Origin of the sequence: Cellvibrio sp. KY-GH-1, from assembly GCF_008806975.1 — a bacterium.
Classification (GTDB): domain Bacteria; phylum Pseudomonadota; class Gammaproteobacteria; order Pseudomonadales; family Cellvibrionaceae; genus Cellvibrio.
Window position 1 is genome coordinate 4,840,714 of record NZ_CP031728.1, and the last position, 21,942, is coordinate 4,862,655.

The 21,942-nt window shown below is 47.7% G+C and carries 19 protein-coding genes; 13 read left to right on the forward strand and 6 right to left on the reverse strand.

What is annotated here, in order from left to right:
- The first annotated feature begins 130 nt into the window (after positions 1-130).
- Positions 131-2,332 carry a hypothetical protein gene (locus D0C16_RS20430; RefSeq protein ID WP_151034047.1) on the forward strand — a complete coding sequence of 734 codons (2,202 nt, stop codon included), beginning with the start codon at positions 131-133 and terminating at the stop codon, positions 2,330-2,332.
- A gap of 93 nt (positions 2,333-2,425) precedes the next feature.
- The gene (locus D0C16_RS20435) at positions 2,426-2,827 is read left to right on the forward strand and encodes a VOC family protein (RefSeq protein ID WP_151034048.1); all 402 of its coding nucleotides are present in this window, start codon (positions 2,426-2,428) and stop codon (positions 2,825-2,827) included.
- Here D0C16_RS20435 and D0C16_RS20440 read toward each other — a convergent pair.
- The 4 genes from D0C16_RS20440 to D0C16_RS20455 are packed head-to-tail and all read right to left on the reverse strand — an operon-like array spanning position 2,806 to position 4,551.
- Entirely contained in the window at positions 2,806-3,342 is a 537-nt protein-coding gene (locus tag D0C16_RS20440) for a GyrI-like domain-containing protein (RefSeq protein WP_151034049.1), read from the reverse strand. The two genes, D0C16_RS20435 and D0C16_RS20440, sit on opposite strands and share 22 nt — an antisense overlap.
- Complete coding sequence (locus tag D0C16_RS20445) at positions 3,314-3,700, reverse strand: YciI family protein (protein WP_151034050.1); 387 nt, start codon at positions 3,698-3,700, stop codon at positions 3,314-3,316. The genes D0C16_RS20440 and D0C16_RS20445 overlap by 29 nt, the downstream gene beginning before the upstream one ends.
- Positions 3,701-3,734: 34 nt before the next feature.
- The gene (locus D0C16_RS20450) at positions 3,735-4,145 is read right to left on the reverse strand and encodes a VOC family protein (RefSeq protein ID WP_225318782.1); all 411 of its coding nucleotides are present in this window, start codon (positions 4,143-4,145) and stop codon (positions 3,735-3,737) included.
- Between the two features lie 40 nt (positions 4,146-4,185).
- The gene (locus tag D0C16_RS20455; RefSeq protein ID WP_151034051.1) at positions 4,186-4,551 is read right to left on the reverse strand and encodes a DUF1428 domain-containing protein; all 366 of its coding nucleotides are present in this window, start codon (positions 4,549-4,551) and stop codon (positions 4,186-4,188) included.
- 231 nt (positions 4,552-4,782) lie between these two features.
- On the opposite strand from D0C16_RS20455, the gene D0C16_RS20460 reads away from it, so the two are divergent.
- From D0C16_RS20460 to D0C16_RS20490, 7 genes are all read left to right on the forward strand, one after another.
- Positions 4,783-6,585 carry a cation:proton antiporter gene (locus D0C16_RS20460; RefSeq protein ID WP_151034052.1) on the forward strand — a complete coding sequence of 601 codons (1,803 nt, stop codon included), beginning with the start codon at positions 4,783-4,785 and terminating at the stop codon, positions 6,583-6,585.
- A 51-nt stretch (positions 6,586-6,636) separates the two neighbouring features.
- On the forward strand, positions 6,637-7,335 hold the full coding sequence (locus tag D0C16_RS20465; RefSeq protein WP_151034053.1) for a tetratricopeptide repeat protein: 699 nt from the start codon (positions 6,637-6,639) through the stop codon (positions 7,333-7,335).
- Positions 7,336-7,364: 29 nt separating this feature from the next.
- On the forward strand, positions 7,365-7,781 hold the full coding sequence (locus D0C16_RS20470) for a GNAT family N-acetyltransferase (RefSeq protein WP_151034054.1): 417 nt from the start codon (positions 7,365-7,367) through the stop codon (positions 7,779-7,781).
- A 32-nt stretch (positions 7,782-7,813) separates the two neighbouring features.
- The gene (locus D0C16_RS20475; protein WP_151034055.1) at positions 7,814-8,359 is read left to right on the forward strand and encodes a DUF4256 domain-containing protein; all 546 of its coding nucleotides are present in this window, start codon (positions 7,814-7,816) and stop codon (positions 8,357-8,359) included.
- A 7-nt stretch (positions 8,360-8,366) separates the two neighbouring features.
- Positions 8,367-8,783, forward strand: coding sequence for an NUDIX hydrolase (locus tag D0C16_RS20480; protein WP_225318783.1), 417 nt, complete (start codon positions 8,367-8,369; stop codon positions 8,781-8,783).
- Between the two features lie 129 nt (positions 8,784-8,912).
- Positions 8,913-9,260, forward strand: coding sequence for a GFA family protein (locus D0C16_RS20485; protein ID WP_151034056.1), 348 nt, complete (start codon positions 8,913-8,915; stop codon positions 9,258-9,260).
- A gap of 42 nt (positions 9,261-9,302) precedes the next feature.
- Positions 9,303-9,719: an MAPEG family protein gene (locus tag D0C16_RS20490; RefSeq protein WP_151034057.1), complete on the forward strand. Its 417-nt coding sequence runs from the start codon at positions 9,303-9,305 to the stop codon at positions 9,717-9,719.
- Positions 9,720-9,746: 27 nt separating this feature from the next.
- Here the strand turns inward: D0C16_RS20490 and D0C16_RS20495 are convergent, their stop codons facing one another.
- Both D0C16_RS20495 and D0C16_RS20500 read right to left on the reverse strand, forming a co-directional pair.
- A complete protein-coding gene (locus D0C16_RS20495) occupies positions 9,747-10,991 on the reverse strand; it encodes an RNA polymerase sigma factor (RefSeq protein ID WP_151034058.1) in 1,245 nt (414 codons plus the stop codon).
- 16 nt (positions 10,992-11,007) lie between these two features.
- On the reverse strand, positions 11,008-12,498 hold the full coding sequence (locus D0C16_RS20500) for an MFS transporter (protein ID WP_151034059.1): 1,491 nt from the start codon (positions 12,496-12,498) through the stop codon (positions 11,008-11,010).
- 497 nt (positions 12,499-12,995) lie between these two features.
- Here D0C16_RS20500 and D0C16_RS20505 point away from each other — a divergent pair, with 497 nt between their 5' ends.
- The 4 genes from D0C16_RS20505 (at position 12,996) to D0C16_RS20520 (ending at position 21,664) form a co-directional block, all read left to right on the forward strand.
- Positions 12,996-16,136: a TonB-dependent receptor gene (locus tag D0C16_RS20505; RefSeq protein ID WP_151034060.1), complete on the forward strand. Its 3,141-nt coding sequence runs from the start codon at positions 12,996-12,998 to the stop codon at positions 16,134-16,136.
- Positions 16,137-16,269: 133 nt separating this feature from the next.
- Positions 16,270-17,775: a tryptophan halogenase family protein gene (locus D0C16_RS20510; protein WP_151034061.1), complete on the forward strand. Its 1,506-nt coding sequence runs from the start codon at positions 16,270-16,272 to the stop codon at positions 17,773-17,775.
- Positions 17,776-17,832: 57 nt separating this feature from the next.
- A complete protein-coding gene (locus tag D0C16_RS20515; RefSeq protein WP_151034062.1) occupies positions 17,833-19,344 on the forward strand; it encodes a tryptophan halogenase family protein in 1,512 nt (503 codons plus the stop codon).
- A 298-nt stretch (positions 19,345-19,642) separates the two neighbouring features.
- A complete protein-coding gene (locus tag D0C16_RS20520) occupies positions 19,643-21,664 on the forward strand; it encodes a glycoside hydrolase family 97 protein (RefSeq protein WP_151034063.1) in 2,022 nt (673 codons plus the stop codon).
- Positions 21,665-21,942 lie beyond the last annotated feature (278 nt).

Sequence of the window (21,942 nt, forward strand, 5' to 3'; positions counted from 1 at the left end):
TACAGGCGCGGCATGCAAATTTGTATTTATGGCAAGTCGCGTCTAGCGTTAATAGGTGTTAAGACCATAAGCCGTATCTGGCACTTACTCCTAAATTAATAGCTAAGGTTCACTAAGGACACCATCCATCATGGCCACCAAAAAATCCTCGCGCGCCAATGAAACCCAAGAGCAAGATGATCTGATCACGTTGGATGCTTCACCCGAAGAAATGGCAGAGTCCGAAGGGCAATCTATTTCGGGGTCAAACAGCGGTTACATGTATTTTACCGAGCGGGATTTGAATAAAATCCTCTACAACCTGGATACCTTGCGTTCCAGTGTTTATCCCCAGGTCGGCAATGATCAGAATGAAGATGCCAAGCCGCCGCAATTCCCGTCGGTGTGTTTAATTGGCTTGGGGCGCTGCGGTTCCAATATCGCGTTGGATGTGGCCTCACTGGTTTACAACGCGCGCAATTATTACCTCAACGATTTCACCACCGAAGAAAAAGAAGTTCGCGAGCAGGACCATAAGCCCATGCGCTGGATTAAGCGCGGTTTACATTTGAAAGGTTCGCATCGGTTAAAGCCAGTGTTTTTAATTGAGCCGTTGGTGATGCTCGGCGATCTGGATAAAGATATCGATGGCCGCATTCGTTTTTCCCACAAGGGTGAGCGCTCCGGTTTTCTGAAGGATTACACCAAAATGAAAATCATGGACTTGTCCGAAGTCCATGCCGGTGGTTCCGGTAATGCGCCAATTCTTGGCCAGTACCTTGCCAAAATTATTTTGAATAAAGATACCCAGCGTTTTTCCAATCCCGATTGGAAGCACGTGCATTCCTATTTAATTGATTCTTGCGGCATTAAAGCCAACCAGTCGCGGTTGTATTTTTATATTTTCAGTGCGGGCGGCGGGACCGGGTCAGGCATGGCCAGCGAGTTTGGTCTTGCCCAACAGTATGCTTACATGAGCAAAACTTTTGATTCCCACTCGCAAGCCGATAACGCCGAAAATCGCGGCCATTCATTTGTATTTGAGCCAATATTTACCAGCGGTATCTGCATATTGCCGAATATTTCTGATCACGGCGTAGAAATGTCTGAGGCGCTGCATATCAATGCCGGGCGCTTGTTATGTAAGTACTTGTCGGAAGAGTGGGATTTCTCCTACAACTTCGACAATGAAGACTCCAGTGAAGCCAGCGTTATGCATCGCATTCGCCCCTGGAATGCCATGATGCTGATTTCCAATGACATTATGCGTTACGCCGAAGAAACGGATGAAGGTGCGATCCAGCATATTGATGTCAATGCCATGGAGAAGTACGCCAACCAATACATTTCCCAGCAAATTTTTAATATTCTCACTGCGCAAGCGGTGACCACCGATTACGATGAAAACTATTTCCGCCGCGCCGGTATCGATATTGGCGAAACAATTCGACTGGACGCCAACGACTTGTTCATGAGCCTTGCCGGCCCGGTCGCGGTGGCTTATGCGGAATCGGTTATTCCTACGGCGTTGCCGGTCCAGGGCGTAGATAAACTACGCGGATTGGAAACTAAAAAAAGCAGCGAGTTGAATATCGATGATTTGTTCTATCGTTCAATTGATCTGCCGCACTTCAACAAGGTGACTCAGGCAATTGAAGGTATCAGCCTTTTGCCAATTGAGTCCGAGCATTACCGTAAGGCGTTGGAAAATTATTTGCAAAAGGGTTATGACCCGGAAGAACTGAAGAACCTGCATTTCTTCAAAAACTGTTCGTCGATTGTGTCGATTATTTCCCTGCCGAAAGATTACAAACTCTCCTATATGGATTTGAATAAACTCAAATCCCATTTGAATGGTTTGTTCCCCAATACCACCTTGAAACGTTATGCGCTGGTCATTGGTGCCTCGGCCAATATTTCGTTGACAACCCTGATAGTAAAAAGCCCGTGTCTGAGTGATGACTTCCTCACCTTAATCGTCGCCTTTATCAAGCGCTGTTTCGCCAAAGACCCTTACCGTTTTGATGAGCAGTTGGATACGGCCATGCTCGACTTCATCCGCGCAGAAGAGTTTGATGAGAAACTGGTGGATAAAATGCTGAACGAGCATGAAAATCCGGCAAAAATTCTCGACACTAACTGGTATGCCATTAAACCTATGTACGAGAAAAAATATCGCGAGTTGATCAACGATTCAGACAAGTTCTGTTCAATCAATGATATTCGCCTGTCGCGCGATAGCGTGAAAAAAGCGATTAAATATCTGCGTGAAATTTATCGTCACAAAATCAGTAAGACACGCATTGTCTCGCTCAACTCGACGTCGCTGTCGCTCGATAAACCCAAAAAGTAAACGCGAATGCGGTTGGCGCAGTAGTAAAAACGGAGAGCTATGCCTCTCCGTTTTTTATTGTACACTGGGCCATAATTTCCTCTGGAGGCTGTTATGGTACCCGCATTGTTGATGATTGATCATGTTCATATCTCGGTAAAAAACCGTGATCAGGCGGAGTTGTGGTACAAAGATGTGCTGGGTTTTGAACGCGTTGCCGAATTCGATTCCTGGGCTAAGGACAAAGGCCCTTTAACCCTGGGTAACGCCCAGGGCAATATTCATTTGGCGCTGTTTGAGTCGGCAAACATTCAAAATACCGTTATTGCCTTTAGTGTGACGGCGGAAAATTTCTTTGCCTGGATCGAGCATTTAAAGGATAAGGGAATCGCGACCAACATTATCGATCACGATCTCTCCTGGTCAATTTATTTTCGCGACCCCGACGGCAACCCTTTTGAAGTAACTACCTATGACTATGCCGAAGTACACGGCTATATGGAGTGGGATGCGTGATTGGCCTTAACCGGCAACCAGATTTCAATATCGCCTGTGCCTGAGTGCGGATCAAAGGTTTCACCATAGCGCTCAAAAAAATGTAGTGAATTCTCTTGCCCGGCGGCGTGCCTATACCCAGATGTGGGTAGCCATTGGTCAAATGCAATATCAATGGTGGTGCGAATGGTCTGCACAGAGCCGCTGTGACTAAACACTGCATAGGTTTGTGAGGGAATAATAAACGGACTGAGGCTAGCGTCCAGCCCGGTAAAATCCCACACTGTACAGGCGGCCATGTAATAGTATTCATGGTCGCGCAAATGAATACATACCCCATAACCCACATTATCCACGCGCTGCGTGATTAGGTCCCAGCCGCTGGTGAGTTGCTGCCAGAGCTTTGGAATTCTTTGCGCGGCGTTTTGATCAAGTGGTTCACGCAAACCGGCCACCAGAAGCGGGCCGGCCTGTTCGATACGCGGTTCAATCAATGCCTGTTTCATATCAGCCGAAATGTTGTTGGAATCGTTCATCTTTGGTTGAGTCCAGTTCGCGCACGGGGCGAATTTCTATAGTGCCAAAACGCGCTGGTGGAATTTTGCTGGCGAGTTGAATGGCTTCATTTAAATCGCGGGCATCCAGCATATAAAATCCGGCCAACTGTTCCTTGGTTTCGGCAAACGGGCCGTCGGTAATTAACGGTTTGCCTTCTCGAATGCGCAAACTGGTTGCGGTGGTTGATGGATGCAATGCATTGCCACCAATCATCTTGCCACTATCGCGCAGGCCCTGACCGCAGGCTTCGCATTCGCTGTTCAGCGCTTTCCACTCAGTGGAGGTCATATTGTTGATGATATTCTCATCGTAAAAAACCAGGCATAAATATTTCATTGGCTGCTCCACTATGAATGTTAAACGATGGCGATTATGCCTGAACGTGCGAGGGTTCCATAAACATAATCTCCCAATGGTGGCCGTCAAGATCATGGAATCCGTGGTAATACATAAAGCCGTGGTCAAGGGGTTCAGCAGGCCAGGCGGTGCCACCGGCCGCTACCGCTTTTTGAATAGTTTCATCAACTTTTTCCCTGCTGTCACATGAGAGGCAAACAATCACTTCTTTGGTGGCGTGTCCGTCAGCAACTGTTTTGGGGGTGAAGGATTTAAACATGGGCTCAGTGACCAACATGGAATAAATAGTATCGCTGATCACCATGCACGCCGCTTTTTCGTCGGTGAATTGCGGATTAAATGTGTAACCTAAGTGCGAAAAAAAAGCCTTGGATTTTTCCAGGTCTTTCACCGGAAAGTTTACAAATACTTGTGTTGGCATCATCGAGTTCCTTTATTGAGTTAATAACAGTGTTGATATGTGTTCATTCGTAGCGGACGATTGATTTAAAACCACCATACGCCATGCGTTTAAAATCAAAGGGCGGATTTACTTTATCGCACATGTCATTCAGCCGTGGGTCTGCCATCACCAATGCATTAATGCGATCGCGCTCTTCGCGTGAAGGATAAATAATCCAGGCGATCACAACAGTTTCACCATCTTTGCAGCCTGCCGCCGTCCGGAAGGAGGTCATGTCCTGAACGTCCAGGTCATCGCCGACACATTCCCAGTAGGCTATAGCGCCATGCTCTTTCCATACCGCACCGGCGGTGGCGGCCATTTTCTGATACTCCGCCAGCTTTTCGGGTGCGAGCGGTAATAAAAAGCCATCTATGTAGTGGGGCATGGTGTAGCTCCTTAAATTGAATAGGTTTTAAGCCCTGTGCGTTGTCTGACATTTCATAGTCGTGGGGCGTTAACGAAAATCGACAGCGACTGGAAAATATTTTTGATTTCTTTGGAAATTGCTAAAACTGCTTTATAGTCAATTACTTAATCGAAATCTGGTCGACGGTGGGGGCGGAATCTGCGTCTCCCGGTGATGAGCTGACCATTCACAGTATTAAAGAGCATGCTTATGGAACACCACGAAACACTTCTGCACGCGATTTATTATTTGCTGGCTGCGACTATTGCTGTGCCTCTTTTTCGCCGTTTGGGGTTGGGGGCAATTCTTGGCTATTTGGTCGCAGGCGCCATTATTGGCCCCTATGAGTTGGGACTGATTTATCAACCGGAAGCCACGTTTCAATTTTCTGAATTAGGCGTGGTATTGCTGTTGTTTGTGATTGGCCTGGAATTAAATCCGCAGCAATTATGGAAGATGCGGTTGGATATTGGCTTGCTCGGCGGTTCGCAAATGTTATTAACGGCGTTGGCGATTACTGCAGTGCTAGCAGCGGCGTTAAATTTATCCTGGCAGCAGGGTTTTATGATTGGCCTCGCGCTTGCGCTTTCGTCAACCGCATTTGCGGTGCCCTTGATGGAAGAGCATAAAATCATGGGTTTGCCGATTGGGCGCAAAGGTTTTTCAATTCTGTTGCTGCAAGATCTGGCGGTCATTCCGATTTTATTATTGCTTGCCACCTGGTCGCCCATTGCCAGTGCGGAAGCGCATGTGCCCTGGTGGATAGGTTTGTGTACTGTCGCATTTTTATTGTTGGCCGGGGCGCGAATTTTTAATCCGCTATTGCAGATAGTTGCTAAATACGGCAGTCGCGAAATTCTAACTGCTGCGGGTTTGTTAATCGTATTAAGCGTTGCCTATCTCATGCAACTGGTAGGTTTCTCCATGAGTATGGGTGCATTTCTTGCGGGTATGTTGCTCGCGCAATCCTCATTTCGCCATCAATTGGCGGCAGATATTGAACCTTTCAAAGGGTTGCTGCTAGGTTTGTTTTTTATCGCCGTGGGTATGTCATTAAATCTGAGATTATTGTTTGCGGAGCCACTCGTCATTTTGGCGCTGGCCTTGGCGCTGATGCTGATAAAAATTCTGGTGGTGACTGTTGTTTTACGCGTGCGCAAATTTCCCGTGAAAGAAGGTTTATTGATGGGGGTAATGTTAGCGCAGGGTGGAGAATTTGCCTTTGTGGTGATGTCCACCGCCGAACAAACCCAATTCCTGCCCAAGGATATTACCAGCTATGTTGTGTTGGTTGTGGGTATCTCCATGGCGCTCACCAGTCCGCTGGTTATCTTGCACGAATTGATTACGCGCAAACGCACTATGCAAGAAAAAGCCACAGAAGAAGCAGCACAAGCGGCGAATTCCTTACAAGAACTGGAGCAGCCAGATGCTCATAAAGCGGAAGTGATCATTGCTGGCTTTGGCCGCTTCGGGCAAATAATTGGCCGTATTCTAACAGCGGGTAATATTCCGTTTAATGCGTTGGACAAGAATCCCGAGCATATTGAATTTTTGAAAAATTACGGCGTGCAGAGCTATTACGGCGATGCGACGCGCATTGAATTATTGGAAGCTGCTGGCATTCGCGATGCGAAAGTGCTGGTAATTGCACTGGTAAATATCGAAGCGTCACTCACCATCACCAAACTGGTGAAAACCCATTTTCCGCACATTACACTAATTGTGCGCGCACGCGATCGCGCACATGCCTACCAACTGGCGGAATTGGGTGTGGAAAATCCCATTCGCGAAATCTACGAATCCAGCCTGAGTGCCGCCATGCAAACCCTCACGGAAATCGGCTACACCGATGGTCAATCCCAACGCGCCATCGATATTTTCCGCGAACACGACCAAACCCTGTTGCATCAATCCATCGCCATTAGCAAAGACCCAAAAGAATTGGCGCAGCTGGTAAAACAAAGCCGCAAAGAGTTGAAGGATTTGTTTAGTAAAGATGTGCAGTTGTAATTAGAATTTAGTTTCTAAATTTTCTAGAAGATATTTTTCAGGAAATTACCGGTGAAATTCAACAGAATAAATATTGCAAAAAGACTCATCATCAGGAAAAAATTTAAAAGCGCTAAACTGTTACTTAATTTGCTTGCGAAACAAAATGATGCTGAAGCTCAGCTTATTTTGGGGTATTTGTATTTTGGCGGAGATATTAATACTTCACCAGAAGAGTCTAAATATTGGCTTAAACGTAGCGCTAAAAATGGCAATGCAGAAGCCCTTGCTTTGTTAGCATCCGCAAGCTTTAGATCAGGTCGCTGGAATACTATTGCAGATTCGAGAAAGTATTTCTTGATTACTTTGAATGCTGCAAAAAAAGGCTCAGCGGAAGCGCAAAGAAGTATGGCCTGTATTTATGCTCACGGAATTTTGGTTGAGCAAGATGATGTAAAAACTATGTATTGGGATGAAAGGGCAGCTAAACAAGGCTTGGCGGAATCTCAAAATGATTTAGCTCTCATGCTTTTGCACGGTATTGGTGGAAGGTTTGACGTAGAAAAGGCTCTGTATTGGTATACGCAATCAGCAAGCAAGGACTGTAATGTGCCTTATGCACAGGAAGCTGCGGAAGCGCTTGCGGGCATTTATTCCGGTGAACCATACAAAGAACTATTGGATTTGGAGAAAAAGAAATATTGGGAGGAGCGAGGCAAGTTTCTTGGTGGCTTAGCGTATAGAGGCCATCCTGACTGGTTCTACAAGTAAATTTCAAAACCAAGTGGGAGTTGCAATCTATGAGCCTGAAGTACGACAGCGATTTAGCCAGGGTAGATTGGCGAAGGTTATCGGATATATTTGCGCTTGTCGGATGGGGTTACAGGTTTCCCTCCGACATTGAAGCCTCCTTTGGCAAAAGTAGCTTTGTGCGTTTTGCCTATAGCGATGGTGTTTTGGTTGGGTTTGGGCGAACAGTAGATGATGGAAAATATTACGCATCTATAGTGGATTTAATTGTACACCCCGAATTTCAGGGAAAGGGAATAGGTTCTTCCATCCTTGCTTACCTTAAAGATGCGCTTGACGGTTATATCTTTACCACGCTAACCACCGCAGTCGGCAAAGGTTCATTTTACGAGCAGCAGGGCTGGAAAAAACAAACTACCGGTTATATTTGGCCTCGTTCTGCGCAGCAGGAAAAAAATAATACCTGAGTTTTGGTTATTTTATTTATTAGGAGGGAGTTGTGGCTAATAAACCGTATGACGAGCTGTTAACTATTTTAAAAGTGCGATTTGATAAAAACATGAATCGCCATCTACACCTGAAATGGGCGGATGTGCAAAACAAGTTGGAAGCATCGCCTGCGAAATTAAAATCCTTACTCGACATGGAAAATACGGGTGGTGAGCCTGATGTTATAGGGTTTGACCAGAATACGAGCGAGTATATTTTTGTTGATTGCGCTATTGAAACACCCAAGGGGCGCAGAAGCTTGTGCTATGACGATGCGGCCTTGTCTGCACGCAAAGAGCATAAACCTGCCGGTAGTGCGTTGGCGATGGCGGAAGCAATGGGCATTGAAATACTCAGTGAAGAAGAATATCGCGCGCTGCAACGGCTTGGTGAATTTGATGTGAAAACATCCAGCTGGATAAAGACCCCGGTTGAAATCAGAATGCTCGACGGCGCATTGTTTATGGATCGCCGCTATGATCATGTGTTTGTTTATCACAATGGTGCGCAATCTTATTATGCGGTAAGGGGCTTTCGCGGCTCATTAAGAGTGTAGCTGTAAGATGATGAGTTCTTTCACAGGCTGCAAGCTCGCTTATTTTTACAATGGCAAATTGCTGGTGTATCGGCGCGATAACAATCCTGCTATTCCTTTTTCCAATCAGTGGGATTTTCCCGGTGGAGGCAGGGAGGGGGATGAGTCGCCGGAAGATTGTGTGTTGAGGGAGTTGCAGGAGGAATTCGGAATTGAATTACCTTCTGCGCGATTGGTCTATCGTCAGCAGGTGGTGAACCATTTACAAAACGGTTTGTCGTGGTTTTTTGTTGCGCTAGGCAATGAGGATGAACTAAATGCTATTCACTTTGGTAATGAGGGGCAGTATTGGCAATTGATGGATACTGCAACATTTTTGCATGATCCTGATGCTATGCTAGTCCTGAAGGTTCGATTACTAAGGCTTCTGCACGCGAAAAGTTAACATTTACTGTGAGTAAAATAATTTTTCGCTGTCGAAAAGATATCGCGTCATTCGACAATAAATGCCGTTCTCATTCAGGGACTGGCAATTAGTTTCCCTCGTTTTCAAAATTATGAAAGGAACCAAATCATGAAAAATCTCGGCAGCTGCCATTGCGGAAACATTCGTTTTGAAGTTGAAGGTGAGATAGATTCCGGCCTGGCCTGTAATTGTTCTATTTGCCAACGCAAAGGCACGCTTTTGTGGTTTGCGCCGTTCAGCGCGTTTAATTTATTGGGTGCTGGCGAAAATGTAGGCACCTACACCTTTAACAAACATGTTATCCAGCATAAATTTTGCCAGGTGTGCGGCGTGGCGCCTTATGCCGAAGGTGTTGATCCGGCAGGTAATAAAATTGCCGCGATTAACATTCGCTGTATTGAAGGAATAGATCTGGATTCAATTCCAATACATCGCTATAACGGCAAGGATGTGTGATTGCCGTAACAATTTTTGCCAGATATTTATGAGGTAATTTCTATGCAAACTCTAATGACACCTGAATTGTGCGCTGCACTTTTTATTTGTGTATTGGCACCCATCCACGCGGTGGTCGTGGCAACCATTAAAGGACGTTTAGCGGGGCTCGCTTGGGGTAGCGGTAATCGCGATACCTCTCCGGATTTTCCCGCCTGGGTGGACAGGCTGTCGCGCGCCCACCTTAATTTGCTAGAGAATCTGCCCACTTTTGTTGGTGTGGTTTTAATTGCTCATGTAGCAGGAGTGCACGATCAGCTAACGGTGTTAGCTGCATGGTTATTTGTCGCTGCGCGACTTGTTTATATCGTGATTTATGGCTTGGGGATTACGTTTTTGTCCATCCGCACCTTACTCTTTTTCTTTTCTTTGGGGTGTGTATTTACTATTGCCTGGCGTGTTTTTCAAAGCTCCCTTTAACTTCCGCGTAATATTTTCGTCGTTTTTTTAAGAAAGCGATTGCAACTTGCCGCGCAGGAAACGTTGTTCCGGCTCTTGCATAGTGAGTGCAATCGCTTTTTCGTAAGCGATTTTTGCTTCCGCGTATTGCTGCAGCTGCACTAAAAATTCGGCGCGCGCGGCGTGCAGCAAGTGATAATCTTTAAGTTGGTTGCGTGCGACCAAATCATCCAACAATGCCAAGCCTTGTGCTGGCCCATCGCGATGCGCGATCGCAACCGCGCGGTTAAGTTCGATAATCGGTGATGGGTGACGCAGTAAAAGCAAATCGTAAAAGCCGCAAATTTCTCCCCAATCGGTTTCTGCAAAACTCGTTGCATCTGCATGCAAGGCGGCTATGGCGGCTTGCAAACAATAAATATCAGCACTGCCGGTTCCCAGTGCGCGCTGGATTAAGGTGGAGCCTTCGGCGATTTGTGTTTTGTCCCATAGCCTACGATCCTGATCCTCAAGGCGAATTAAATCTCCTTTGTTATCAATACGCGCGTGGCGACGAGAATCCTGAATCAGCATTAGCGCCAGCAACCCCAGCACTTCAGCATCGGGTAGTAAATTGGCAAGCAGACGCCCGAGCCGTATGGCTTCCTGGGCTAATTCCTGACGAATTAATTCACTGCCAGACGATGCGGAGTAGCCTTCATTAAATACCAGATAAATGACATGCAACACTGCATCAAGCCGTGCAGGTAATTCGTTGCGTGCGGGAATTTCGTAGGGAATTTTTGCATCCCGAATTTTATTTTTGGCGCGCACTATACGTTGGGCCAGTGTGCTGGGTGTGGTGAGAAAGGCACGCGCAATCGCTTCAGTGGTTAAGCCGCACACTTCGCGCAGCGTAAGCGCCATTTGCGCTTCCGGCGCGAGGCTGGGGTGGCAGCAGGTAAAAATTAAACGTAACTGGTCGTCTTCAATGTTGTGTGTATCTGTATATTCATCTCCGTCGGTGAGTAACTCTTCCTCCAGCTTTTCGGCGATGTCTTCCCAAGAGGTATTCATGCGCGCACGCTTGCGAATTTGATCAATGGCTTTAAAGCGCCCGGTAGACACTAGCCAGGCGCGCGGGTTTTGCGGCACGCCCTCACTGGGCCATTGGTGCAGGGCAGCTGTGAAAGCATCTTGCAGGGCTTCTTCGGCAATATCGAAATCTTTCAACAAGCGAATCAAGGTTGCGAGCACCCGGCGTGATTCGCTGCGGTAAATGCTGTTGATTAGCGCTTCTATACTGGCCGGCATACTAATTCGTTAACCCTTATGCGTGATGATCATCAACAAATGCGGTGGCAATCGCGGCAAGTAACAAAAATGCGCCTGCGCATACCAGCGCATATACCGGTTGGCCGTCAAACCAATGGCTGACCACCAAGGCTAAAATGCTCGAGGCGAGTATTTGCGGAATGACAATAAAAAAATTGTAGATCCCGGCATACACGCCCATTTTTGTCGGCGGCAACGCACTGGTTAATATCGCCAAGGGGAGCGCGAGAATAGAAGCCCAGGCAAAGCCGACGCCCAACATCGCGAGTAATAGCCAATGTGGGTCTCGAATCCACAAGAAGGAAATAAAACCCAGCGCACCTAAACACAAATTAATCATGTGCGTAATTTTGCGATTGGTTCTGCGTACGATTTGTGGAATCGCCAGCGCTGCCAATGCGGCAAAGCCATTGTACGCGGCAAATAAAACACCCACCCAATCGGCCCCTTCATTATACGTAGGCGAGGTGGGGTCGGTGCTGTGATAATGGTGTGAAGTGACGGCGGCAGTGGTGTAAATCCACATGGAAAACAGTGCAAACCAGGAGAGGCATTGCACCAGCGCGAGTTGACGCATGACTCGCGGCATTAACACTATATCGCGCGTAATTTGGTACACCGGGTTGTGGTGCAGGTTGCGCAACTGAAGTGCACCGGCAATGATTTGCAATACACCAAAAAGCGCGATACCCAACGCGAGAATTAATAATTTGTAATCAAAACCAGCACTCAGGATTAATGCTGTCAACACTATGCCGGCAACGAAAAACCAGCAGCCATTGCGATGAAAGCCGGGGTAATTTTTCTCTTCCTCATCAGTTTGCTGTGCATTACGCCATTGTTCAAACCGGGCCAATTGCGCCGGGCTATATTCCGTTGTCTTCCAGGCGGACCAGCAAAGGCTTAACAATAAAATCGTTGCACCTGCGTAAAACGCATAGGTCACTGAAGGCGGCACCTCACCAACGGGAGCGGTATTCGCCACGCCCAGCCAGTTATTTAAAATCCAGGGCAAGGCCGAGGCTACTACTGCGCTCACCCCGATAAAAAAACTTTGCATGGAAAAACCCTGCGCGCGCTGTTCCTTGGGCAGGGTATCGCCAAGCATGGCGATACTCGGAGCCAGTGCGATATTGAGGGATGCATCCAGCACCCACAGCATTCCCGCGGCAATCCACAGTTCGGGCGAATTTGGCATGACGAGTAATGCGAGTGTCGCTGCTATAGCGCCACAAAGTACGTAGGGGCGGCGGCGTCCAACACGGCTCCAGGTTTTATCGCTCATGTAACCAATCACGGGTTGAATTAACAATCCGGTGAGGGGGGCGGCTACCCAGAGAATAGGAATTTCCTCAATAGGTGCGCCCAGAATCTGGAAGATGCGACTGACATTGGCGTTCTGCAACGCAAAACCAAATTGGATTCCGAAGAAGCCAAAGCAGAGGTTCCATATTTGCCAGAAGCTGAGTTGCGGTTTGCTGTTCATGGTGGTGTTTGGTTATCGGTTGTTGTTGCGCGGAGCGCTTTGTTGTTATGGGCCGGATTATAGCGAATCGGATTATCGCGCAGATTGAAAATTTTGAAAACGTTTTCAGAAAGTTTAATTGTCCGATAATTGGATGTTTTTGAATTTTTGTGAAAAAGAAATCGATTTCAAAATTTTGAAAACGATTTCTTTTTTTTTGCGCCATAGACACCCCCCAATAGCCGTTATTAAGATGATGAAAAGTAAAAAGTATTTCGTTGTCATGCGGCTTAAAGCGAATCTGCGTGATCGCGCAAAAATTCAAAATAATGGCTTTTTTTCTTGACGATATTGGCAATGCAATCTACCGATTTGCTCCAAATAATAATTTGCAAAATTCCCCCTTTTTCAGGCGGGGTGTTTGGATACTGATAAATAACGGTGTCCGTTTGGCAGCCTGAAGATTTATTGAATCACGAGTAAAAAATAAATCCATAAATCGATAAACGGAGAAGTCCATGAACACTAAGCGAGGCTTTAAGAAAAAGCTGATTGCCAGCGCTATTGCTTCCTATGCGGCATTGGGGTTGGGCGCATCGGCGGTGGCGCAAGAAAGTAACGACGCGGTTGAAGAAGTTGTAGTGCTGGGCGTAAAGGGCGCACAACAAAATGCGATCAATACCAAGCGCGAAGCAAAATCGATTGTTGACGGTATTTCGGCAGAAGACATCGGAAAACTACCTGACTCTACGATTACCGACTCATTGCAACGTATTACCGGTGTGCAAATTCAGCGCAGTGCGGGTGAAGGGGGTCGCCTGAGCGTGCGCGGTATGGATCAAGTAGCGGTAATGCTGAATGGAGAACAATTTCTGGCGGCGGGCAATCTCGCCGGCGCGCAACCTGACTTTGGCGATGTACCGGCACAATTGCTGCGTGCGGCCGATGTGTATAAGAGTTTGGATGTGAGTAATTCGGTGTCGGGTATTACCGGTACCATTGATATTAAAACGTTCCGCCCAATGGATTTCCAGGAGGGCTTTAGTGCTGCCGGTGGTTACGATTTATCGAATGGCGAAATCAGTGATGAAATGGATAGCACGTTCAACGCACTGATTAATTGGCGTAACGACGATTTGGGTGTGATGTTGTCCGGTGTTACCGGAACTAAAAATCTTGCAAATGATTACGCAGGGCGCGCGGGCGACCCAATCGGTTTACAAATGGGATCGGCTTCGGAGTTTGATGGTAAGTGGATGGTTAACCATAACCATGGCTATCGTTTCTCTCACTCCTCCAACGAGCGTGAGCGCGAAGGTTTGAATGGTGCGCTGCAAGCGAATCTCGGCGAAGGGTTAGAGCTTATTGTCGAAGGTTTTTATACCAAGGCCAAAGAGTACCAGCGCGAAGTGGGCTTAAACATTTCCAACCGTTGGCAGGGAATGGGGGCGTTAAAAGACAATCGCAAAGCGCTGTGGGATGACCAATACCAAAATGGTTGGACCGGGGCGCAAATTGCGGCTCCGACCAGCAGTACTAAATCCATTACCGGTAAAGACGGCCGTGAGTGGATTATCGCGGACGAGTTCAGTGTGGAGCCGCTTTGGTTGCAATCTATCGGTGGTAACCGCGTAATCGATACTGGCTCCAAAAATTTCAACGTAGAATTGAATTTTGATAATGGTGGCCCGCTTACCGGTGGTGTGCGGGGTATCAGTGCAGAGGCAAATAACAACGTATTGTTTGCGACAGCACAAGGCGGCATCAATAGTTTCCGCGGCGATACTGTGCAGCGTCTCTACGGCCACTTCTATCCAAAAGATGTGGTGGACCAGTACGGTTTAACCCTGGACCCGGCCCATTTGGGTGAGGTGGGTGTAAATGGCGGCCGCTTCGTATTGCCCAACCCCAAAGGTTATAACGAAGATCCTCTGCTCGGTCTGAATTATCGCAACTTCACCGCGCGCTGGAGCGGTGTTGATCAACCGATCGCGGGCGGTTTAACTGATTCGTCAGGTGAAAAATCCCTCGCCACCTACATGGCCAACAAAGACAGTTGGATTATGGAAGGTGAGCAACTGGAGCAGGATAACGACACCAACGCAACAATGAATGCGATCAGCGCGCACGCTAACTACAAATTTGAAGATTCGTTCATCACTGATGTAGAAGTCGGCTTGCGGATGGCAGAGCGTTCAGTTGATGTAGAAGCTTACGACTACTGGGCACAATTTTATGTCGGCTCAAACAATCGCCTGACCGGCCCGGATTTTCCGAACGCCAATAACATTACCGGTTGTTATGCCATGTGGCGTTCAATCGATCAGAAGTTTGATGGCGGCGGCAGCGGTGCAGAATGTGCGGCGGGTGAGCGTTTAGTGGCGAACGATCCTTCATCGTTCACACCTTATTTCGTTTTACCACCACAACCACTCGATCACTTTGGTGAGAAGTTAACCTTCGTTACCGATTTGGGCAAGTACGCCAAAGGCATCCCTGGATTTTGGGCCGTTGACCCAACTACCTTCGATGATCCTGAAGCGTTTAACCGCAAAGCGTTTAACGATATTAAAAAAATCGTTGCGCCGGCAAACAGCTACACGGTCACTTTGGAAGAGTTGAGCAGCTATTTCGTGGGTAATTTTGAAGCGGGTCCCGTGTCGGGCACCTTGGGTGTGAAAGTTATCGAAGCTGAAATTGCGGCAAATGTTTATCAAAGTACCGGTATTCAGCGCGCTTACGGCGGCTCGCACTACTACACCGGGCGCGAAACCAACACCAAAAAACGCACCGATGTATTGCCATCGTTGAACCTGGCCTGGAACGTGACTGAAGACGTAAAACTGCGCATGAGTGCAGCAAAAAATAAACAGGAGCTGGATTTGTTCCGCTATGGTTCCAGCCTGAATATTTTCACCGGTCCCGATCCGGACGATTCAACTCAACGTATTCCGAGCGGTTGGAACTCGCAAGCGGATATTAATTTGAAACCCTGGTTAACCAACAACTACGATATTTCTGCCGAATATTATTTCGGTGAAGCGAGTATGTTGAACATAGGTGCGTACCTGGTCGAGATTGAGTCCTTTGTTGAGCAAAAGGAAAGTTATATCGATGTGGTCTCACGCGGAAAAACCTACAACATTCGTGGGGATGGCCCGGTCGTAGGCAAAGGTGGTGAAGTAAAAGGATTGGAATTAGGCGGCAAGCTTGCGCTCAGTGATATTACCGATGGCTTCCTCAGCAACTTTGGTGTTGAAGCCAACTACACCTATTCACCGAGTGAGCGTCCGGGTCTTGCGTCCGATGTGACCGGCGAAAAATATCCGTTCGCCAACAACTCGGAAAACACCTACAACTTGATTGTGTGGTACCAACAAGACAAGTTGCAGGCACGTGTTGCCATTAACAGTCGCGATGATCGCTTTGTGCAGGATTATGGCAGTCTTAATTTTGCAACCTTCGCCAAGGGGGCAACCTACGTCGATCTCAATGTCAGCTATGATGTGTTGGATAACGTAACTGTTTACGGTCAGGTTGCCAACCTTACCAGCGAAGACGAGAAACAAGTCTATCGCTTGGCAGATGGTGTAGAGCAGGGTTCATTTGTGTATGACAACGAAGCGCGATACTCCCTGGGAGTGCGTGCGAAGTTCTAATCCCTGAGTGAGTAATGCGTTAACAATACTGCCGGAAAACAACACGGTTCTCCGGCAGTATCTGCCGCCTGGTTTACCATAAAAGCCATACGGAAAAAATAACAATGGATAATCACAACAAAGTGTAATCACTATGCGTGAAGTAAATAGCATCATTATCGTTGGTGGTGGTACTGCGGGCTGGATGACGGCGGCAAGCCTTAAGCAGCATTTTAAACAGCGAATAGATATCACACTTATCGAATCTTCTGAAATTGGCACTATCGGCGTGGGCGAGGCGACTATTCCGACCATTCGCCAGTTTTATCAACAATTGGGGCTGAGCGATCTGGATGTTATTCGCGCTACAGGGGCTACCTGTAAATTGGGTATTCAATTTAGCGATTGGCATAAACCAGGTTCGCAATTTATTCATCCGTTTGGCGGATACGGTCAATCGTTGCGCGGAACAGATTTCCATCACTACTGGTTGAAACTCCAACAAAAAAAACGCGTTGGGCGCTTGGGGGATTATTCGCTGGGCGCGGTACTCGCGCAGCACAATAAATTTACTTTTCCCGCGCAAAAGCCGCCTTCGGAATTGTCCGTATTTGATTGGGCACTGCATTTTGATGCAGCCCTTTTCGCGGGGCTAATGCGCAAACATGCCGAAGCAAATGGGGTAAGGCGCATAGATGCAAAAATTACCAAGGTGAATCGCCGCGCAGACGATGGTTTTATTGAGTCGCTGCAGCTGGGTTATGGCGCAAGTTTCAGTGCGGATTTATTTATCGATTGCTCCGGTTTTAAAGGCATATTAATCGAAGAGAGCTTAAATACAGGTTATGAGCATTGGCATCACTGGCTGTTGTGTGATCGCGCGTTTGCGGTGCAAAGCAAATCGGTTGCGGCGCCCAATTCTTATACCAATGTCGTTGCGCGGCCCGCGGGTTGGCAGTGGCAAATTCCGCTGCAACATCGCGACGGCAATGGCCATGTGTATGCCAGCCAGTTTATTCGCGATGAGCTGGCGCGCGATCTGCTGATAAAAAATGTTGCCGGTGAATTGTTGCATGAGCCGCGTAAAATTATGTTTATGCCGGGGCGACGTAAACGCGCCTGGAATAACAACTGTATCGCCATTGGTTTGGCAGCAGGATTTCTGGAACCATTGGAAAGTACCAGTATTGCGCTAATTCAAACGGGAATAGAGAAAATTCGGCATTTACTGGCGGTGGGGAAGTACAACGACAGCATAGTGCGCGAATTTAATGAAACCACCGCGCTGGAGTACGAGCGAGTACGCGACTTTATTATCCTACACTACAAACTAAATGCGCGTGACGACACAGAGTTCTGGCGCCACTGTCGCGCGATGGACATTCCCGACTCACTGCAGCACAAGATGGAATTATTTAAATCCTCCGGTCATGTGGTGAATTACCGTTGGGAAATGTTTGGGTTGCCTAGTTGGCTGGCAATTTTTGAAGGCTTTGATTATTTGCCCCATGCCTATGATATGCAGGTGGATCAATTGGATGAAAATATGCTTGCCGCGAATTTGGAGCGTATGCGCGAATCCTTACGCGCTACAGTGGCGGATACGCCCGATCATGGCGATTTTATTGCGCAACATTGTGCCGTCCCCGAAGTGGCTTGAAACCACTTAAAAACTGCAAATAAAACTGAAAAATTTAAAAAAATAGGGCAAGACACCATGAAACCCTTAAAGAAAATTCTTATCGTTGGCGGCGGCACGGCGGGCTGGATTGCCGCGTCGATTCTCAGTAAGCAACTTGAAAAAGCCAATGGCGCAGCGTCGTCGGTACAAATCCAATTGGTGGAGTCGGAGGAGATAGGTACCATTGGTGTCGGCGAATCTACGATTCCGCCATTTCTGGAGATGCTCAATAATCTGGAAATTAATGAGCAAGAATTTATCAAGTATACGCAAGCCAGTTTTAAATTAGGTATTCAGTTTGTGGATTGGCGGGTAAAAGGCGAATCCTATTTTCATCCCTTCGGCACCATTAGTGCCGGCATGAAGGAATTTACCTTCTACCAGCTGTGGTTAAAGAGTTTGCAGCAGGGAGAAACCCTGGGGCTGCAAGATTTTTCACCCTGCAACCTCATGGCACAACACGGCCGTTTTTATTTGCCGCAGCTGGCCGATAAAACCGCCATCGGTGAAGCACGCTATGCCTTGCATCTGGATGCAAAACTCGTTGCCCAGTATTTGCGTAATTACGCCGAAGCAAAAGGTGTGCAGCGCACCGAAGGAAAAATTATGCAGGTAGTGCAGCGCGATGATGGAGGTATTGCGAGCGTTGTGTTGTGCACTGGTGAAGAAATTAGCGCAGATTTTTTTATTGATTGCTCGGGCTTTCACGCGCTTTTGATTGAAAAAGCACTGGGCGCCAGCTATTGCGATTGGACTCAATACTTACCGTGTGATCGCGCCGTCGCTGTACAAACCGAAAACGTGGGTGATACCACGCCTTACACTCGCGCCACGGCGCGCGATCATGGCTGGACATGGCGTATCCCGTTGCAAAAACGTACCGGTAATGGTTATGTTTATTCCAGTCGCTATTGCAGCGACGATGAAGCGATAAATACCTTGATGGGCGCCGTTGACGGCAAAGCCTTGATAGAACCGCGCGTCATTCCGTTTAAAACCGGTGTACGCAATGAAATCTGGAAAAAGAATTGCCTGGCAATTGGTTTGGCGTCCGGATTTATTGAGCCACTGGAGTCCACCGCAATTCATTTGGTGGTGCGTGGCATCATTCATTTTGTGCGCAACTTTCCCGACCAGGATTGTGATGCCGCATTGATCCGCAATTACAACCGCGGCATGACACGCGAATACGAAGAGATTCGCGATTTTATTGTGTTGCACTATTGCCTCACTGAACGCGAGGACACGCCTTTCTGGCGCTATTGCAAAACCATGGAGTTGCCCCAGTCGCTGCAGGACTTTATCGATTACTTCAAGGTGCATGGCGGCCTGCCGGAAATGATTGATGCGTTATTTCATCCCGTGAGCTGGCGCTCGGTGTGCGAGGGCATGGGGCTGCGTCCGCAAAAATATTCGCCGGTGATTGAGGAAATGAATTATGCGGATTTGTACGGCGGTATGCACCGTTATGCTATAGCCCTGGAAACTTTTGTGAAAAAACTGCCGACACACGACCAGTTTATTCGCGACAATTGCTCAGCCTTTTAATGAATTAATTTCCGCGTTTTACCTGTTATATCCCTCCAGCTTTAGCGGCGTTTATGCGCCGCTTTTTTATTTTTCCAGGTTGTTATTTTTAGTGAATATTGCGCTTTATCCCAGTGTTAAAAAAAGAAATCGATTTCAGATTTTTGAAAACGATTTCTTTTTTTAAATCAGGGTTTTAGCGCTGGACAGCAGAAAAACTCGCGATTAAATTAAGTTTGTGCAATGCGGAAGGGGCTCTTTGCGCAGCCTTGTGAATCACAAAAAATTATTAGCGATTAAAATATCAATGAAAATACGAATGAAAAAATTAATCATGACTTTGATTACTTCCTTGGCTTCGGCCTTAGCTACCGCTCAGACACCGGTGGCCAGTATCAGCTCACCCGCAAAGACCCTGCGGGTGGATGTTTACCTGAGCGCTCAGGGTGAACCGAGTTACCAGGTAAGCTATCAAGGCAAAGCGCTGATCGCCGATTCGGCTCTGGGATTTGATTTGAAAAATCAGCCAGCCCTCGCGCAAGGTTTTGCGATGGTATCAGCCAAAACCAGCAAGTTTGATGAAACCTGGGAGCAACCCTGGGGGGAGGAGCGTTTAATTCGCAACCACTACAATCAATTGCGTGTAGCTCTGCGCGAGGAAACCGGCAGTAGACGCAAACTGGATGTAGTGTTTCGTGTTTATGATCAGGGCGTGGGATTTCGCTATGAATTTCCCAAACAGGATGCGCTCACACACATTGAAATTCTGCGCGAGCTGACCGAATTTAATTTCACTGCCGATCACAATGCCTGGTGGACGCCGGGGCAGGCGGGGAATCAATACGAATACCTTTATCAGCAGACGCCAATCAGCAAAATGGGTTTAGTGCATACGCCGGTTACATTAAAAACGGCGGAAGGTGTTTATGTCGCCTTGCATGAAGCAGCCCTGCACAATTATTCCACCATGAATGTGACCGGTGCTGCCGACGGGAAAATCAGCGCGACCCTCGTGCCCAGCTCTAAAAACCAACCGCTGGCGGTAACCCTGCAGGCACCCGCAGGAACGCCTTGGCGTACATTGCAAATTGAAAATTCGGCAACGGCGTTAATCACCAATTATTTAACCTTGAATTTGAACGAGCCCAATAAGTTGGGTGATGTTTCCTGGATCAAGCCGGCAAAATATGTTGGCATTTGGTGGGAGTTGCATCTGGAAAAAGCCAGTTGGAAATCTGGCCCTACCCACGGCGCAACCACCGCCAACACCAAAAAATATATCGACTTTGCCGCTCAGAATGGTTTTGCCGGTGTGTTAGTTGAAGGCTGGAACAAAGGTTGGGATGGTGAATGGTGGAAGCCCGGCGGCGGCAACGCTTTTAATTTCTATACCCCCACGCCGGATTACGATGTAAAAGAATTGGCTCGTTATGCCAAAGAGAAAGGCGTGTACATTATTGGTCACCACGAAACCGGTGCGGCGATTGAAAATTATGAAAGCCAGCTGGATGACGCATTTAAGTTTCTTAGTGCGCACGGCATGCGAGCGGTGAAAACCGGCTATGTAGAAACCGGTGAGGAGTTGGTTAATGGTCTGTACCATCACGGCCAATTTTATGTGCAGCACGCACAGCGTGTGATTGATAAAGCGGCACAACACAGAATTGCGGTGGTTGCGCACGAAACCGTGAAGGACACCGGTGAGCGTCGCACCTACCCGAATATTATTTCGCGCGAAGTGGCGCGAGGCCAGGAATACGATGCCTGGTCGGTAGATGGCGGCAACCCGCCTAATCATACGGCAATTCTTCCCTTTACCCGTTTGCTCTCCGGCCCGATGGATTTTACCCCCGGTGCATTCGAGTTGACTTTGCCTTCGCGTCCCAATAATCAAGTGAATACCACGCTGGCCAAACAGCTTGCATTGTATGTGGTGATCTATTCCCCGGTGCAAATGGCCTCGGATTTACCTGAGCACTATGAAGCACATCCCGATGCCTTTCAGTTTATTAAAGATGTAGCGGTGGATTGGGAAACAACCAAGCCGCTCGCGGGTGAAATTGGTGAATACATTGCAGTCGCGCGAAAGGCTCGCAAGAGTGACAACTGGTTTGTAGGTGCACTCACCAATGAGCAGGCGCGCTCTGTGACTGTCAAACTGGATTTTCTTGACGCGGGAAAAAAATACCTTGCGCGTATTTATAAAGATGGTGCAACAGCGAGCTTCAAAACCAATCCGGGTAGCTATGAGATCGAAGAGCGTGTAGTCAACCTGGGTGATGAAATCACAGTGAAGCTGGCGCCCGGCGGTGGCTGCGCTATCAGCTTGATCGTTCAGTAGTGCGGTTTTTATTGATGTGATTTCATTTGGTTAATCGTTTTAGGGTTAGTGTTGTTTGCTTGTAGTGTGTTTTGAGTTTGTGCATGACTGGAGCTATTTCGCCAGGACGGCGAGTGTTTTATCCGTAGTCTCTCCCTTGCTTGGGGCAGTGCTGAATGTGTGCAGTGGAACGTGTCTTTCTGCTGTAGACGCTGTATCAGGCTGCTCCTTTTTTACATCCACAGCTCACACAGGAAGGCAATAAAAACCGAATTGTTAGGCACAAAGGCGAATCTGTA